General features: G+C 65.6%; 14 protein-coding genes. 7 read left to right on the forward strand and 7 right to left on the reverse strand.

The window, feature by feature from the left end; translation table 11 throughout:
* Position 1: 1 nt before the first annotated feature.
* The 6 genes from trpA to VNK82_02730 all read left to right on the forward strand — a co-directional run bounded on the left by trpA (position 2) and on the right by VNK82_02730 (position 4,019).
* The gene (trpA, locus tag VNK82_02705; protein ID HXE89850.1) at positions 2-775 is read left to right on the forward strand and encodes a tryptophan synthase subunit alpha; all 774 of its coding nucleotides are present in this window, start codon (positions 2-4) and stop codon (positions 773-775) included.
* An 86-nt stretch (positions 776-861) separates the two neighbouring features.
* Positions 862-1,161, forward strand: a complete 300-nt coding sequence (locus tag VNK82_02710; GenBank protein HXE89851.1) for a chorismate mutase — start codon at positions 862-864, stop codon at positions 1,159-1,161.
* Entirely contained in the window at positions 1,158-2,060 is a 903-nt protein-coding gene (locus tag VNK82_02715) for a prephenate dehydrogenase (GenBank protein HXE89852.1), read from the forward strand. The genes VNK82_02710 and VNK82_02715 overlap by 4 nt, the downstream gene beginning before the upstream one ends.
* 128 nt (positions 2,061-2,188) lie before the next feature.
* Positions 2,189-2,887, forward strand: a complete 699-nt coding sequence (locus tag VNK82_02720; GenBank protein ID HXE89853.1) for a CoA transferase subunit A — start codon at positions 2,189-2,191, stop codon at positions 2,885-2,887.
* Positions 2,888-2,979: 92 nt separating this feature from the next.
* Positions 2,980-3,261: a hypothetical protein gene (locus VNK82_02725; GenBank protein HXE89854.1), complete on the forward strand. Its 282-nt coding sequence runs from the start codon at positions 2,980-2,982 to the stop codon at positions 3,259-3,261.
* A gap of 68 nt (positions 3,262-3,329) precedes the next feature.
* Complete coding sequence (locus VNK82_02730; GenBank protein ID HXE89855.1) at positions 3,330-4,019, forward strand: CoA transferase subunit B; 690 nt, start codon at positions 3,330-3,332, stop codon at positions 4,017-4,019.
* A 1-nt stretch (position 4,020) separates the two neighbouring features.
* Here the strand turns inward: VNK82_02730 and VNK82_02735 are convergent, their stop codons facing one another.
* Both VNK82_02735 and VNK82_02740 read right to left on the reverse strand, forming a co-directional pair.
* Positions 4,021-4,209 (reverse strand): hypothetical protein, encoded by a 189-nt coding sequence (locus VNK82_02735; GenBank protein HXE89856.1) that lies wholly within the window; start codon positions 4,207-4,209, stop codon positions 4,021-4,023.
* 52 nt (positions 4,210-4,261) lie between these two features.
* Complete coding sequence (locus tag VNK82_02740; GenBank protein ID HXE89857.1) at positions 4,262-6,457, reverse strand: LpqB family beta-propeller domain-containing protein; 2,196 nt, start codon at positions 6,455-6,457, stop codon at positions 4,262-4,264.
* Between the two features lie 294 nt (positions 6,458-6,751).
* On the opposite strand from VNK82_02740, the gene VNK82_02745 reads away from it, so the two are divergent.
* Positions 6,752-7,183, forward strand: coding sequence for a hypothetical protein (locus VNK82_02745; GenBank protein HXE89858.1), 432 nt, complete (start codon positions 6,752-6,754; stop codon positions 7,181-7,183).
* Between the two features lie 79 nt (positions 7,184-7,262).
* Here the strand turns inward: VNK82_02745 and VNK82_02750 are convergent, their stop codons facing one another.
* The 5 genes from VNK82_02750 to uvrA form a co-directional block, all read right to left on the reverse strand.
* The gene (locus VNK82_02750; protein HXE89859.1) at positions 7,263-8,888 is read right to left on the reverse strand and encodes a DUF885 family protein; all 1,626 of its coding nucleotides are present in this window, start codon (positions 8,886-8,888) and stop codon (positions 7,263-7,265) included.
* A gap of 16 nt (positions 8,889-8,904) precedes the next feature.
* Positions 8,905-9,945 carry an S-methyl-5-thioribose-1-phosphate isomerase gene (mtnA, locus tag VNK82_02755; GenBank protein HXE89860.1) on the reverse strand — a complete coding sequence of 347 codons (1,041 nt, stop codon included), beginning with the start codon at positions 9,943-9,945 and terminating at the stop codon, positions 8,905-8,907.
* 76 nt (positions 9,946-10,021) lie between these two features.
* The gene (gene pyrE, locus VNK82_02760) at positions 10,022-10,660 is read right to left on the reverse strand and encodes an orotate phosphoribosyltransferase (protein ID HXE89861.1); all 639 of its coding nucleotides are present in this window, start codon (positions 10,658-10,660) and stop codon (positions 10,022-10,024) included.
* A 40-nt stretch (positions 10,661-10,700) separates the two neighbouring features.
* Positions 10,701-11,519, reverse strand: coding sequence for a type II CAAX endopeptidase family protein (locus VNK82_02765; protein HXE89862.1), 819 nt, complete (start codon positions 11,517-11,519; stop codon positions 10,701-10,703).
* 72 nt (positions 11,520-11,591) lie between these two features.
* Positions 11,592-14,384, reverse strand: a complete 2,793-nt coding sequence (gene uvrA, locus VNK82_02770) for an excinuclease ABC subunit UvrA (protein ID HXE89863.1) — start codon at positions 14,382-14,384, stop codon at positions 11,592-11,594.
* Positions 14,385-14,389: the final 5 nt, after the last annotated feature.

Genomic DNA, 14,389 nt, shown 5'->3' on the forward strand with positions numbered 1-14,389 from the left:
CATGCCCGTTCGATTCCAAACTCGTCCGGCGCTGATTGCCTACCTGACGTGCGGTTTTCCTGACCTGGCCACAACGCGCGCCGTAGCGTTGGCGGCCATCGACGCCGGGGCGGCGGTGATCGAGCTGGGTGTTCCGTTCAGCGATCCGCTGGCCGACGGTCCGGTGATCCAGCGCGCGAGCTGTCGCGCGCTCGAGCGCGGCACCACGCTGGAAGACGTGCTGCAACTTGGGCGTGAGTTGCGCCGCGCGCGGCCCGAGGCTGGGCTAATCGTCTTTTCGTATTTCAATCCCGTGCTTCGCTTCGGCCTGGAGCGCTTCTGCAACGCGGCTGCACGAGCGGGCGTGGACGGCGCGCTCATCACCGACCTGACGGTCGAGGAAGCCGGTGAGTACCGGCGGCAGATGCGTGCGCGGGGTTTGGCGACGGTCTTTTTGGCGGCTCCGACCAGCACCGACGCGCGGCTGCGCCGCATCGCGCAAGCGTCCACGGGCTTCGTCTACGCTATCTCGCGCACGGGCGTGACGGGCGCGCGGCGTGAGCTTTCGGGCGATGCCCGGAGGCTGGTCACGCGTCTTCGCCGCTTCACCGACCTGCCCATCGCGGTCGGCTTCGGAATCTCCACGGCGCCGCAGTTCCGGGCCGTGGGCCGCTTCGCGGATGCGGTGGTGGTAGGCAGTGCGATTGTGGACGCCGTGGAGCGCAGTGGTTCGCGACCGATGGCGGCGAAGGCCGTGGCAGAATTGATTGCTAGACTGAGAAGCGGTAAGCAATAAGCCGCAAGCGGTAAGCGAAACGCTTCGAACAATCAGGAATCGTTTACTTATCGCCTATTGCTGATCGCTTATTGCTCGTTCGTCCCATGGACATCGCACATTTCCGCAAAGAAATCGACAAGCTGGACCGCCACCTGGTGCGGGCGCTCAACCAGCGCGCGCGCGCCGCACAACAGATCGGGCGGCTGAAGCGTTCGACCGACCTGCCGATCTACGAGCCGCGGCGCGAGCGCGTGATTCTGGGGAACGTCCGCAGCCACAATCGCGGGCCGCTGAGCGATCTGCAGCTCACACGCATTTACCGGCGCATCATCCAGGCCATGCGCGAGCTGCAACGCGAGGAACTGGTGGAGAAGCAGGGCACAACGCGCAGGCCGCGCCGATGACCATCCGGCAGATCACCGTGGTCGGGACCGGGTTGATCGGAGGGTCGCTCGCCCTGGCCCTACGCCAGCGCCGCCTGGTGGAGCGCGTGGTCGGCTGCGATCGGGAGGAAATTCTGGCGGAGGCCTGCGCGCGCAACGCTATCGACGACGGCTTCACTGACGCTGTGCGGGCCGCCGAAGGCAGCCGGATTGTGGTGCTGGCGGCGCCGGTGGGACAGATTCTGGACCTCATCGATCGGCTTGGTCCCTGCCTTCCACCGGACACGTTGCTGACCGACGTGGGCAGCACCAAGGCGGAGATCGCGCGCCGGGCTCGCATAGTCTTCGGCGAAAGGGCGGCTCAGCGGTTCCTGCCCGGACATCCGATGGCGGGCAAGGAACTCTCCGGCATCGAGCAGGCCGACGGTGAATTGTTTCGCGGGGCCGTCTGGTTCCTGACCCCGCTCGCGGGACAGGAGCTGACGCAGCCTCTCGTCGCGGACTACATCCACCTGCTGGAAGGGGTCGGCGCGCGGACTGTCGCACTCGGGGCCGAGCAGCACGACCTGCTGTGCGCCTGGACCAGCCACTTGTCGCAGATGCTCTCGACTGCACTGGCGGCCACACTCGCCGACTTCCGGGAAGACTTCGCCGCCGACTTCGGGGCCGAGGTGGATTTGAGCCAAGTCGGCGGGCGCGCATTGCGTGAGAGCACGCGCCTGGCCGCCAGCCCGTATCACATCTGGCGCGACATCGCCCTGACCAACACGGAGAACATCGCGCAGGCCATCCAGCGACTGGAGCAGCACCTGGCGCACATCCGCGAGAACCTCAGGACGCCGGAACTGCGCGAGGAGTTCGAACGCGCCAGGCAATTCAAGAACAGCCACAGAGGCACAGAGACCCAGAGACGGGACTGATTCATGACGCATTCGCTCATGCACCGCGAATCTTGGCTTGAATAAAAGGCGCCGCACTCTCTGCGCCTCAGTGTCTCTGTGGCTGAGATTTGCCCGGCGGCGTCGCGGTAATTAGAATCGAACGCTCCATGAACAAGGTCTTCCCCAGCGCCGAGGCGGCAATTTTCGACGTCACTGACGGCGCCACCGTCATGGTGGGCGGATTCGGGCTGTGCGGCATGCCGGAGGACCTGATCGCGGCGCTGGTGCGCAAGAACGTTCGCAACCTCACTACCATCAGCAACAACGCCGGCGTGGACGGCAAGGGACTCGGACTGCTGCTGGCCAACCGGCAGATCCGCTGCCATATCGGGACCTACGTGGGCGAGAACAAGCTGCTGGAAGAGATGGTGCTCAAGGGCGAGGTGGAGCTGCAACTGGTTCCGCAGGGCACGTTCGCGGAACGCATCCGCGCAGGAGGCGCCGGCATCCCGGCGTTCTTCACGCCTACCGGCTACGGCACGGTCGTGGGCGACGGCAAGGAAGTGCGCGACTTCCATGGCCGCCCGCACATCCTGGAGCACGCGCTGCGCGCCGACTTCGCTTTCGTGAAGGCGTGGAAAGGCGACCGGTGGGGCAATCTCGTGTATCGCAAGACCGCGCGCAACTTCAATCCCATGATGGCCACAGCGGCACGGGTGACCATCGCCGAAGTGGAGCATCTGGTGGAGCCCGGGGACCTCGATCCCGACCTGGTGCATACGCCCAGCGTCTACGTGAAGCGCATCTTCCAGGGAACGGGCGAGGAGAAACCGATAGAGCGGAGGACGGTGAGGAAAAGAGGCTGATGGTGAATTGACGGATTGTCGAACTGAAGGGTGACGGCTGAGCTGCTTTCAATTCGGCAATTCGTAAATTCAGCAATTCGGCAATCCAGTCCATGCCCGCTCCAGACAGCACTATCGAAGAGGTCCGCTCCACCGTATTGCGCTACTTGCGCATGTACGAAGAAGGACACATGACGCTGGGCGATCTGGCGGCGGAACTGGCTGCCATGGCTCCGGCGTATGATCATGCCATGGGCGGGCTGGACGATGCGTATCAGCAGTTGCTGGGAGCGGCCTGCAAGCACCGGATACAAACCGGAAGCGACGGCGGCCTCTCCCCGGCGGAGTGGGAAGAATCCGTAACCCGCTTCCGACGGACCGAAGCGGCGTGGTAAGAGGCGGAATGGTAGAGGCGTACCGGTAGAAACGTAGCTCGCTACGTCTTCTCCGGAATCGGAATCCCATGGCGACCGCACCGACCGCGAACAAACAGAAGGACACTGAGAAGCGCGACCGCATTGTGAAGCGCGTGGCGCGCGAGCTGCGCGACGGATTCTACGTCAATCTCGGCATCGGCATGCCGACGCTGGTCGCAAGCCACGTCCCGCCGGGGATGGACGTCGTGTTCCAGAGCGAGAACGGCATGCTGGGCGTGGGGCCGTATCCCTTTGAAGGCGATGAAGACCCCGACCTGATCAACGCCGGCAAGGAGACCGTGACCGAGATCCCCGGCACGGCATATTTCTCCAGCGCCGATTCCTTCGCCATGATCCGCGGCGGGCACATCGACCTGAGCGTGCTCGGCGCCATGGAGGTCGACGAGGAAGGCAACCTGGCCAACTGGATGATCCCGGGCAAGATGGTGAAGGGCATGGGCGGCGCCATGGACCTGGTGGCAGGCGCGCGCCGGGTGATCATCGCCATGGAACACACCACGCGTGACGGCCAGCCCAAGATCCTCAAGAAGTGCACGCTGCCGCTGACAGGCGTAAAGGTGGTGGACACCATCGTCACCGAGATGGCCTATATCAAGGTGACGCCGCAAGGGCTGGTGCTGGAAGAAGCAGCTCCCGGGCTGACTGCGGAAGACGTCCAACGAGCCACCGAGGCGCGCCTGATTGTCAGCCCCAACCTGAAAACGATGGGCGCCTGAATCAGCCGCCCAGCACGCGCGCCGGCAGGAAGATGAGCGCACGGAAGAACCGCAGCACGCCTTCCACCGCGATCCCCACCAGCCGGAAGGGCAGCAGCAGCAGCCACACCAGCGGATACAAGACCAGCGCCAGCAGCGCCAGCGGCCAGCACAGCACCAGGAGGATGCACCACAGTACGAAGGTCAGCACTTAGCCTCCTCTCGGTAAGGGATACGCAGGTGGCCCCGGCAGGGTTCCGCGGCTAGCGGAAGTTCTCCACCAGCATGATGTCGCTGGTCTCGTGAGTGACCTGAACGTAGAGCAGCGCGCTGCCGTCGGGAGCGACGGTGAGTCCTGGCGCGCCGTAGTAGGGATCCTTTTCCGGCCGGGCGATTTCGCGGCGCCTGCCACCGGCGAAGCTGCGGAACTCAATCAGCGGACGCAGGCCCTTCCCCAGGTATCCGTTCCGCGGCCGTCCTGCGGGCCGGATGTAGTAGATGCCGTCCCGGGCGAGCGCCCAGTAGCCCCAGAACCCGGCGGGCGGATCGTCCATTACCGGAACTTCTTCTCCGCCCTCGACCGGCACGCGCCATATGCCGGGCAGGTCGAGCCCCTTGGCGTAATACACGAACTTGCCGTCGTAGGACTCGTGGGCCGCAAACCCACCCGACTGCGTGAGCTGGCGGGGAGGGCCGCCAGCCGCGGGCATTTTCCACACTTGCCAGCTTCCCGAGCGGTCGGAGGCGAAATAAACCCATTGGCCATCGCGCGACCAACTGGGCACCACGTGATTGAAGTCTCCGGAAGTCAACTGGCGCGGCGCGCCACCCTCGACTTGAACGGTAAAGATGTGGGCATAGGGGCCCGGCCGCGAGTCGAAAACCACTTGCCGGCCGTCGGGCGACCAGCGCGGGGTCCCGGTGAGCGGTCCGCGAAACGAGGTCAACGGCAGCGGATTGTTGCCGTCGGCGTCGCATACCCAGATCTCATAAAACCCGCTGCGCGTGGACTGGAAGGCGATCTTTTTGCCGTCCGGGGAAAACTGTGGCCCTTCGTCCTTGCGGGTGGACACGATGAGCGGGGTAGCCGACTGCGCGCGGGCACCCACCCTCGCAACGGGGATCCGGACAATGTCTGCGTCCCATTCATGCTGCACGTAGGCCAGTCGGTTTCCCTGCGGAGCGACCGTCGGGGAGAGCGCGCCTTCGCCGCCCACGCCCAGGCTCTGGGGCTCGCCTCCCGTAACCGGTACACGCCAGAGCCTGGCGGTAGCACCACCGAAGGAGGCGAAGATGATCTGTCGTCCATCCGGCGTCCAGTCGAGTCCGATGATGAGGGCATTCTGGAAGGTAATGCGCCTGGGCTCGCCGCCCTCGACCGCGACCGTGTAGATATCGGCGGTCTCGCGGGTTTCGCGCAGAAACGCCACCTGCCGGCCGTCGGGCGAAAAGCGGGCATCGGAGTCGCCTTCGTGCTGCCGATCGGGGTGGGTGAGCTGCCGCCGCTCCAGCGTGTCGAGGGAAAGCAAGAACAGTGCAAGCGGCTTCTCGGCTCCCGTCTTCTCCGTGAAAGCGATGTATTTTCCGTCGGGAGACCAGGCCGGCACGCCCGCTCGTTCGCGAGTCCGGTACAGGGTGCGCTCGGCTCCCCCCAGGGCTGGAATCACCATGAGCGACGACTCGCCTTCCCGATAGCGCATGAAGGCCAGGTAGCGGCCGTCCGGGGACCAGGTTGGGCTGGCCTCAGCCGCATCTGGAGTCTGGGTCAAACGCAACTGTGAGCTGGCGCCCACCAGTTGCACGTACAGGTCGGGCTGCTGATCGGCGTCCGCGGCCCCGTAGGCGATGTGTTTGCCGTCGGGGGAGAACGCGGGCGTGAACTCAGCACCCGGAGCGCTGGTGAATGGGACCACCTGCATGGCGGGCATGGCCGCTTGCGGCATCTCCTGCATAGCCGGTCGCCAAAGCATGTAGACCGTTCCCGCCGCCAGCAACGCCACCAGAAGGGCCAGGACGATGGCCGGCGAGACCTTCTCGCTCGCCGTCCGCCCGGACGTGACCGGCACTTGAGCCGCAGTTTCCGGCGCCATTCCTGCTCCGGCGGCTGACCCATTGCCGGCCAACCCACCCACGGGGGCAATGAACCGATAGCCGCGCCGGTGCAGGGTCTCGACGAAGCGGGGGTTGTCGGCGTCGTCGCCCAGGGCCTCGCGCAGCTTTTTCACTGCTGTGTTCAGGCTGTGATCAAAGTCCACGAACGTATCTGCCGGCCACAGGCGCTTGCGCAGTTCCTCCCGCGTGACGACTTCACCGGGCCTCTCCAGAAGCATGGCGAGGATCTGGAACGGCTGCTCCTGAAGCTTCACTTTGACCCCGCTCTTCCGCAGCTCTCCGGCGCGCAAGTCGGCGGAATAGACGCCGAAGCGGATGACCGTGGGAGATTCAGCAGAGGGATTCATGACCCGGTAGCGAGTTTCAGGCTGAGTCTAGCACTCACCTATGAACAGACGCGCCAAGGCCCCAACCGGTTCACAAAAAACGGCGCGGCGTCCTGTTCACCTGCGTCCGTAACTGCTTCCCTTTCAGGCGGTTGCCTGTTCACCCAGGTTCTCCTCAGGGTCCATGTGCGTTGCATTGCGAGGCGCAAGCGCTCGCATCAGATTCGCCGTGTGAGGCCAATGCCCGGAACGGCGGCGGCCCGGCGGAATCGCGTAAGCGGTCCGGAACTCACCAAACCATGGAGGAAAGCTACAATGACGCGCAATTACACGATCCTGGCGGTCCTGCTGCTCATGACGGTAGCGGCAACGGTCACCGCCAATGCCCAGAACGACCGGTCGATCACGGTCAATATTCCCTTCGATTTCGTGGTCGAGAACCAGAAGCTGCCCGCAGGCGAATACCGTATCCAGCCCGTTCACAGCGACCGGAGCGATCGCCTGCTGCTTCGCAGCGGCGGCAGCCGCACTCTGACCACCGTGTTCACACTGCCCAAGAGGACGCTGGATCCTGCAAGGGAGAGCAGGTTGGTGTTCAAGCGCTACGGTGACCGGTACTTCCTTTCCCAGATCTGGGTGCATGGCGCCGACGTCGGCCGCGAACTGCTGGTCGGCCGGGCCGAACAGGAGGCCGCAAAACGGCACGGTTCGAAGAACCTGACGGTGCTGGCCCAGAAGCAGGATTAAGCACGAGCGGGCGCAAGCTCCTCAGAGCGCTGGGACGAGTCGATGGTCTCCCAACGTGATCCGGTAGCTTGCGCCCGCCTTATTCTGTTCGAGGGCTCCGGGCTTCCGCTGTGCTCGTGGCCGGCAGAAACTCCCTCACCTCGTCGTCGAAGCCGGTGATCTCCCAGCGAATGAGCGAGACCGGAATGGTGCCCGCCGCCAGAAACTGGTCGTGAAACTCTCCCAGCCGGAATGTTTCGCCCAACTGGCGGGCGCGCTCGGCGAGCAGACGCTCGATCTGCAGCTTGCCCATCTGGTAGCTCATGCCGTAGGTGGGCGTGCGCAGATAGATTTCGCAGTCCACGCGGGCGACGTCCGGGTCCATGAAGGGAACGTTCTTCACCATGTAATCGATGGCCTGCTCCACGGTCCACTCTCCGGTGTGCATGTGCAGTTCGGCGCGGTTGCGGACGGCGCGCGCCGCAGCGAAGATCCAGAACAGCTCACGGGTGCGGGGCAGATCGTCGAGCAACCCGGCATTCATCATGCCTTCCTCGAGATAGAAGCCCCAGCCCTCGATGCGAGCGCTGTCGGTGTAGCGCCCGCGAATGGGGCGCTTGTCGCGCTCGTGGATCGCGATGTCGAAGCGATGTCCCGGAATGCCGGCGTGCACCTTGTCCGGGCGCGGGTCGCGGAATTGCACCTGCTCCCAGAAGTTGCGCCCGCCAGGCCGCACGATCCACGGCACGTTGTTATCCATTTCACCGATGTAGTCGGGGATGGTGAGGAACTCCTGCGTACGGATAAATTCACGGACGTGGCGGTCGGCGTCAGCAATTTTCATGGCGTACTCGGCTTCGCTGGCCGCCGGAAGTAGTTCAGGAAGATGGCGGTTGCGATGCCGTTCCAGCGCCAGCCCTGCAAGCGTGCGTGCAAGTTCACGATCGCCGATGCGGGCGATATCGTCCGCGGTGTAGGTCATCAGCCTCACGTTCTTCAGCAGCCAGTTGTAGTTCTCCAAGCCGATTCCGGCGCGAGCCGTCATGCGTGGCCGTTCCCGCTTCAACCACTCATGGAACTCAGCCACAGCCTGGCGCGCTCGCCGGCCGTCCGGAACCAGCTCCGGGTGGTGCTTCTCCAGTCCGTAGACCAGTTCATCGAACCAGCCCAGGATGCCGGGCGGCGGCACGGACCGCAGCGGCTGCTCGTGGCCCACGCCGTCGTGCTTCTCCAGGTTGCGGAGGGCGAAGTCAGCCAGCTCGCCCGCCCCTTCAGTCAGGTTCTGTCGCGCCTGCTTGAGCAAGGCCGGAACAGCGGCGAGGCCGGTGCGGAATCCCTCCAGCTTTTCCTGCTCGACGGGCAGTTTGGCGAAGGCTACCGGTCGCAACATGTCCACGTAGAAGCCGGGATCACGCGCCCATGGGCGCAAGACCCGATGGTGGAAGTCGAGTTCGTCCATCTGCGCGCGGACCACGAGGTAATCGACCTGCTGCGGCACCGGCCAGACACGCGGATCCATGGCGTCCAGCCTCTTCCGCAGCTCGCCAAGCGCCGCATGCTGCGTCCGCATGGCGGCGGGCGTGTAGTCAGGAACTCCCGTGGTGACTTTCGGCGCCTTGAGCTTCTGGAATTCCTCGTGCAGCGCGACCAGCGACGGATAGTCATTCTGGGCCGGTGCGGAGACGGTGACACACAGTGCGAACGACGCGAGCGCGACAGCTCTCACGGCTCCCTCCCTGGAATCAGGCTTGCGACAGTTTCTTCAGCGACTCTTCATACGGCGGCTTGGCCACGCCGCGCTCGGTGATGATGGCGGTGATGTAACGCGCCGGCGTGACGTCGAACGCCGGGTTCTCGACCTTCACGCCCTCGGGCGTGATGCGGGTCCCGGCCAGATGCGTGACTTCGCGTAACGGCCTCTGCTCGATAGGAATCTTCGATCCATCCGGCGTCTCCAGGTCGATGGAAGAGAACGGCGCCGCCACGTAGAAGGGGATGTTGTGCTCCCGGGCGAGCACGGCGACGGTATAGGTGCCGATCTTGTTGGCCGTATCGCCATTGGCGGCGATGCGGTCGGCGCCCACCACCACCGCGCCGATCTTGCCTGCGGCCATCATGGCGCCGGCCATGTTGTCGGAGATGACGGTGGTCGGCACGCCGTCCTTGGCCAGCTCCCAGGCGGTGAGCCGCGCGCCCTGCAGGAAGGGACGCGTCTCATCGGCATAGACTTCGAGCTTCTTGCCCTGCTCGATGGCGGCGCGGATCACTCCCAGCGCCGTGCCGTATCCGCCTGCGGTAGCCAGCGCGCCCGCGTTACAGTGCGTGAGCACGGCGCCGCTCGCAGGCAGCAGTGTGGCGCCGTGTTTCGCGATGGCTTCGTTCTGCGCCAGGTCTTCCACGTAGATGCGCTGCGCTTCGGCGATGAGTTCCTGCCTGATGCGCGCTACCGGCTGCTCCGAGCACGCCGCAAACCGGCCCCGCATGCGCTCGATGGCCCAGAACAGGTTGACGGCGGTGGGCCGGGTCGCGGCCATGGTCTCGCAGATCTCCTCGAAGCTGCGCCGGAACTCGGCCACGTGGTCGCCGTCGGCGTCGCGCGCACCCAGTGCGATCCCCATGGCGGCGGCGACGCCGATGGCCGGCGCGCCCCGCACCACCATGCTGCGGATGGCCTCCGCCACCTCTTCATACGTCGAGCACACCATGTACTTCTCTTCCGTGGGGAGTTTCGTCTGGTCGAGCAGGCGAACGCCCTCTTCCGTCCATTCCAGGGTCTTGATCATGAGATTCAGTGGCCAGTGGTCAGTGGCTGGTGGTCAGTAAAAACATCGGTTCCCCGAGTCAGTTGCTTGCCCACGTCTACAGCGCCGCCCGCAGCGCCTGCCGCTTCAGGTGCTGCTCCCGGACTTCGCGGGCGGTGAAGATGGAAACGAAGCTGGCCGGCGCGGCAGCGGCCTCCACCGCCGGACGTCCGCCCGCATCCTCGCGCTCCACCAGGCACATCACGCCGATCACCTTGAACCCGAAGTCGCGCGCCGCTTCGATGGCCTGGATGGTAGACCCGCCGGTGGTGCAGACGTCATCCACGATCACCACTTCCGCTCCCGGCTCGCGATACCCTTCGATGCGCTGCCCCGTGCCGTGCCCCTTTTCCTGCTTGCGCACCAGGAAGCCGTGGATCAACGGGAAGACGGGCTCGTACACCGGCCCGCGCTCGGCCGTGCGCCGCTGTGCGTGCTGCGAGCTGAGTAGCGCCACCGCTACCACAATCGGATCGGCGCCCAGCGTCAATCCCCCGATGGCCTTGGGCTTCCATCCCCGCACCCGGATCTCGTCCAGGAAGACGCGACCGGTCAGCCGCGCCCCTTCGGCGTCGAGCGTGGTCGTGCGGCAGTCGATGTAATAGTCGCTGGTCGCTCCTGAAGAGAGCTTGAACTCACCCAATCGGAACGACTGCCGGGCCAGCAGCTCCAGCAATTCCTGCCGCGGGGTGCTCATGGGAAAAATCTACGATATCACGAGCGCTGCGGCTCCATCCCTATTGCAGCATGCGCTCCATGTGCCGGAAGCGGTCGGTGGTGATGTAGAGCAGCGTGAACAGGGCCCCGTTGTAGCCCAGATGCAGCAGGAAGGGCACGGCCACCGAGCCCGTCCAGGCGCGCGCCAGGGTGAAGGTCAGGCCGACCACGAACAGCACCAGCAACGGCGCCCAGTGATTGCCCAATTGCGAGGCGTGGATGAGCGCAAATCCAATGGACGTCAGCACCACACCTGCGGCCACCCCTGCCCGGCGGGCCAGCACCGGATACAGGAAGCCGCGGAAGAACATCTCCTCGACGAAAGGCGCCACCAGCGTGCCGAAGGCGGCCATCAGGTAGGCTGCGGACGTATCCTTGAGGAATTCGTAGATAGGAAGCTGCTTGGGCACGGGCAGCCATGCGGAGGCCCACTGCACCAGCAGCGCAATCACCGCTCCGGCAATCACCAGAGCGGGCGCGGCCGTTTTTTCCACCGGCCAGCGCCAGCGCACCGCATCCCAGAATCGCTGGCGATAGCGGACCGCCACCATCAGGTACATCACCGCCACCACCACCAGGTAGGCCAGCAACTGTGCCATCAGCGCGATGGGCGTCACCTCCCCGGCGCTAGGCGGTTTGTGTCCCGGGGTGGCGACCACCAGCGCCACGATCCCCAGCGTGCTGAACACCAGGATGCCCAGGATGGCGACGGCCGCCAGCAGCACGACGTCCCAGCCGCTCCAGACGGGATCGCGGCGCGGCGGCGCGGCCGGCGCAGCGGGTGGAACCGACTCGGCCGTGCCCGGCGGCTTCAGGTAGGGATCAGGACAAGAGACCAAGCGGGTATCTCGCGGTCAGGCTTCTTCTCGAATGTACACGAAGCGGGCCGACTTTTCCCGCTGATGCCCGGCTCATGCGGAGTGCACGCGCGCCCCCAGCGCCGCCGCCAGCGCTTGCCCGGTGTGCGATTTCTTCACCCGGGCCACCTGCTCCGGCGTCCCTTGCGCGACGATGCGGCCGCCCTCCTCGCCTCCTTCCGGGCCGAGGTCGATCACCCAGTCGGCGGCGCGGATGACGTCCATGTGGTGCTCGATGATGATGACCGTGTTGCCCAGGTCCACCAGACGGCGCAGCACGTTCAGCAACTTGCTCACGTCGTCGAAATGCAGCCCGGTCGTAGGCTCATCCAGGAGATAGAGCGTGCGGCCGGTCTGCCGCTTGCTCAGCTCGCGCGCCAGCTTGATGCGCTGCGCCTCGCCGCCGGAGAGCGTCACCGCCGATTGTCCCAGCTCGATGTAGCCCAGTCCCACGTCCACCAGCGTCCCAAGCTTCTGCCGGATCTGCGGGATGTTCTCCAGCAAAGGCAGGACGTCGGCCACCGGCGTCTCCAGAAGGTCGGCGATGGAACACCCTTTGTACTTCACCGCCAGGGTCTCGTGGTTGTAGCGCCGCCCGCCGCAGATTTCGCACTGCACGTAAACGTCGGGCAGAAAATGCATCTCGATGCGCCGCTGGCCTTCGCCCTGGCAGGCTTCGCACCGCCCGCCGGCTACGTTGAACGAGAACCGCCCGGCCTTGTAGCCGCGCTCACGCGATTCCGGCAGCAGGGCGTACAGGTCGCGGATGTGAGTGAACACGCCGGTGTAGGTGGCGGGATTGGAGCGCGGTGTCCGTCCGATGGGCGACTGGTCGATGCGGATGACCTTGTCGATATGTTCCACGCCGGCGAGCGCCTTGTGCGCGCCCGGCTCTTCGCGCGACCGGTAGAGCTTGCGGGCCAGCGCCAGATACAGGATGTCGTTCACCAGTGTCGATTTGCCCGAGCCGGAAACGCCCGTAACCACGGTCATGACGTTCAGCGGGAAGCTGACGTCCAGGTTCTTCAGGTTGTTCTCACGCGCGCCCAGCACGCTGAGCGCCTTTCCGTTCACCGCCTTGCGCTCCGCCGGAACCGGAATGCTCAGTTCCCCGGCGATGTAGCGGCCGGTGAGCGACTCCGGCGCCCGCATGATCTCCGCCGGCGTCCCCGCCGCCACCAGTTCGCCGCCGTGGCGCCCCGCGCCCGGGCCCAGGTCAATAACGTAGTTGGCGCGCCGGATCGTCTCCTCGTCGTGCTCCACCACCAGCACGGTGTTGCCCAGATCGCGCAGGGATTCCAGCGTCCGGAGCAGCCGGTCGTTGTCGCGCGCGTGCAGCCCGATTGAGGGCTCGTCCAGCACGTAGAGCACGCCGCGCAGGCGGGAGCCGATCTGCGTGGCCAGACGCACCCGCTGCCCTTCGCCGCCGGAAAGCGTGGCCGCCGAGCGATCGAGCGAAATGTAGCCCAGACCCACGGCTTTCAGGAACTCCAGGCGCTCCACCACCTCGCGCAGCACCCGCCCGGCGATCAGGGTTTCGCGCTCGTTCAGCCGTATCTTGCGCGCCGCCTCGATGGCCCGCGACACCGGCAGCGCCGTGAACTCGGCGATGGACATCCCGCTTACCCGCACCGCCAGGCTTTCCGGCCGCAGGCGCTTGCCGTTGCAGGCCGGACACTTCGACGCCGACATGTACTGCAGCAGCCACTCGCGGTAGCTCTCCGAGCTCGATTCCTCCAGGTTCTGCCGCAGGAAGTCCAGCACCCCCCGAAAGCCCACCCGCCTGGGCTCTTTGTCGCCGGGCCCGTAGAGAACGAGGTTCTGAACCTTCGCCGGCAGTTGCTCGAACGGCGTCTTCAGGTCGAACTCGTAGGCCGCGGCCGCCAGCCCCAGCATGCGCTGCAGGTTCACAGACCCGGACCCCGGTCCCAGCCCTCCTTCGAGCAGGGGCTTGGACCAGTCCACGATGATGCGCGCCGGATCGAAGTCGTAGCGGCTTCCCAGGCCGTCGCATTCCGGGCAGGCGCCGTACCTGCTGTTGAAGCTGAACAAGCGCGGCTCCAGCGTCGGCACGCTGATGCCGCATACCGTGCACGCCATCTTCGACGAATAGAGGTGCTCTTCTCCATCCACGACCGCCACCTGCACCAGGCCGTCGGCCAGCTTCATGGCGATGGCCACGGCGTTCTCCAGACGGCGCTCGATGCCGGGCTTGACCAGCAGCCGGTCCACCACCACCTCGATGGTGTGGTTGCGCCGCTTGTCCAGCCGGATCTCATCATCCAGGCTGCGCAGTTCGCCGTCGATTCGCGCCCGCGTGAACCCGGTCTGTGCCAGCTTCTCCAGCTCTTTCCTGAATTCGCCCTTGCGGCCGCGCACGAACGGCGCCAGGATCATCACCCGTTCTTCCGGCTTGAGCGCCATCACCCGCTCGACGATCTGCTCCGCGGACTGCCGCGAGATGGCCCGCCCGCACTTCGGACAGTGCGGCACTCCCACCGACGAGTACACCAACCGCAGGTAGTCGTAGATCTCGGTGATGGTGCCCACCGTGGAGCGCGGGCTCCGGCTGGTGGTCTTCTGCTCGATGGAGATGGCCGGGCTGAGACCGTCGATGGCGTCCACGTCCGGCCGCTCCATCTGGTCCAGGAACTGCCGGGCGTAGGCGGAAAGCGTCTCCACGTAGCGCCGCTGCCCCTCGGCGTAGATGGTGTCAAAGGCCAGCGAGGACTTGCCCGACCCGCTCAGACCGGTGATGACCGTGAGGGTACCCCGGGGGATGGTGACGTTGATGTTCTTGAGGTTGTGCTGCCGCGCGCCGCGGACCGTGATCTCCCGGATAGGCATGAACG

It is taken from the genome of Terriglobales bacterium, from assembly GCA_035573675.1.
Lineage (GTDB): Bacteria > Acidobacteriota > Terriglobia > Terriglobales > Acidobacteriaceae > DATMAB01.

Bases quoted from the DNA above. Each gene is read 5' to 3' on its own strand.
- uvrA (HXE89863.1), bottom strand. From the start codon at position 14,384: ATGCCTATCCGGGAGATCACGGTCCGCGGCGCGCGGCAGCACAACCTC.
- VNK82_02730 (HXE89855.1), top strand. From the start codon at position 3,330: ATGGCGACCGCACCGACCGCGAACAAACAGAAGGACACTGAGAAGCGC.
- VNK82_02710 (HXE89851.1), top strand. From the start codon at position 862: ATGGACATCGCACATTTCCGCAAAGAAATCGACAAGCTGGACCGCCAC.
- VNK82_02745 (HXE89858.1), top strand. From the start codon at position 6,752: ATGACGCGCAATTACACGATCCTGGCGGTCCTGCTGCTCATGACGGTA.
- VNK82_02720 (HXE89853.1), top strand. From the start codon at position 2,189: ATGAACAAGGTCTTCCCCAGCGCCGAGGCGGCAATTTTCGACGTCACT.
- pyrE (HXE89861.1), bottom strand. From the start codon at position 10,660: ATGAGCACCCCGCGGCAGGAATTGCTGGAGCTGCTGGCCCGGCAGTCG.
- VNK82_02715 (HXE89852.1), top strand. From the start codon at position 1,158: ATGACCATCCGGCAGATCACCGTGGTCGGGACCGGGTTGATCGGAGGG.
- VNK82_02725 (HXE89854.1), top strand. From the start codon at position 2,980: ATGCCCGCTCCAGACAGCACTATCGAAGAGGTCCGCTCCACCGTATTG.
- mtnA (HXE89860.1), bottom strand. From the start codon at position 9,945: ATGATCAAGACCCTGGAATGGACGGAAGAGGGCGTTCGCCTGCTCGAC.
- VNK82_02740 (HXE89857.1), bottom strand. From the start codon at position 6,457: ATGAATCCCTCTGCTGAATCTCCCACGGTCATCCGCTTCGGCGTCTAT.
- trpA (HXE89850.1), top strand. From the start codon at position 2: ATGCCCGTTCGATTCCAAACTCGTCCGGCGCTGATTGCCTACCTGACG.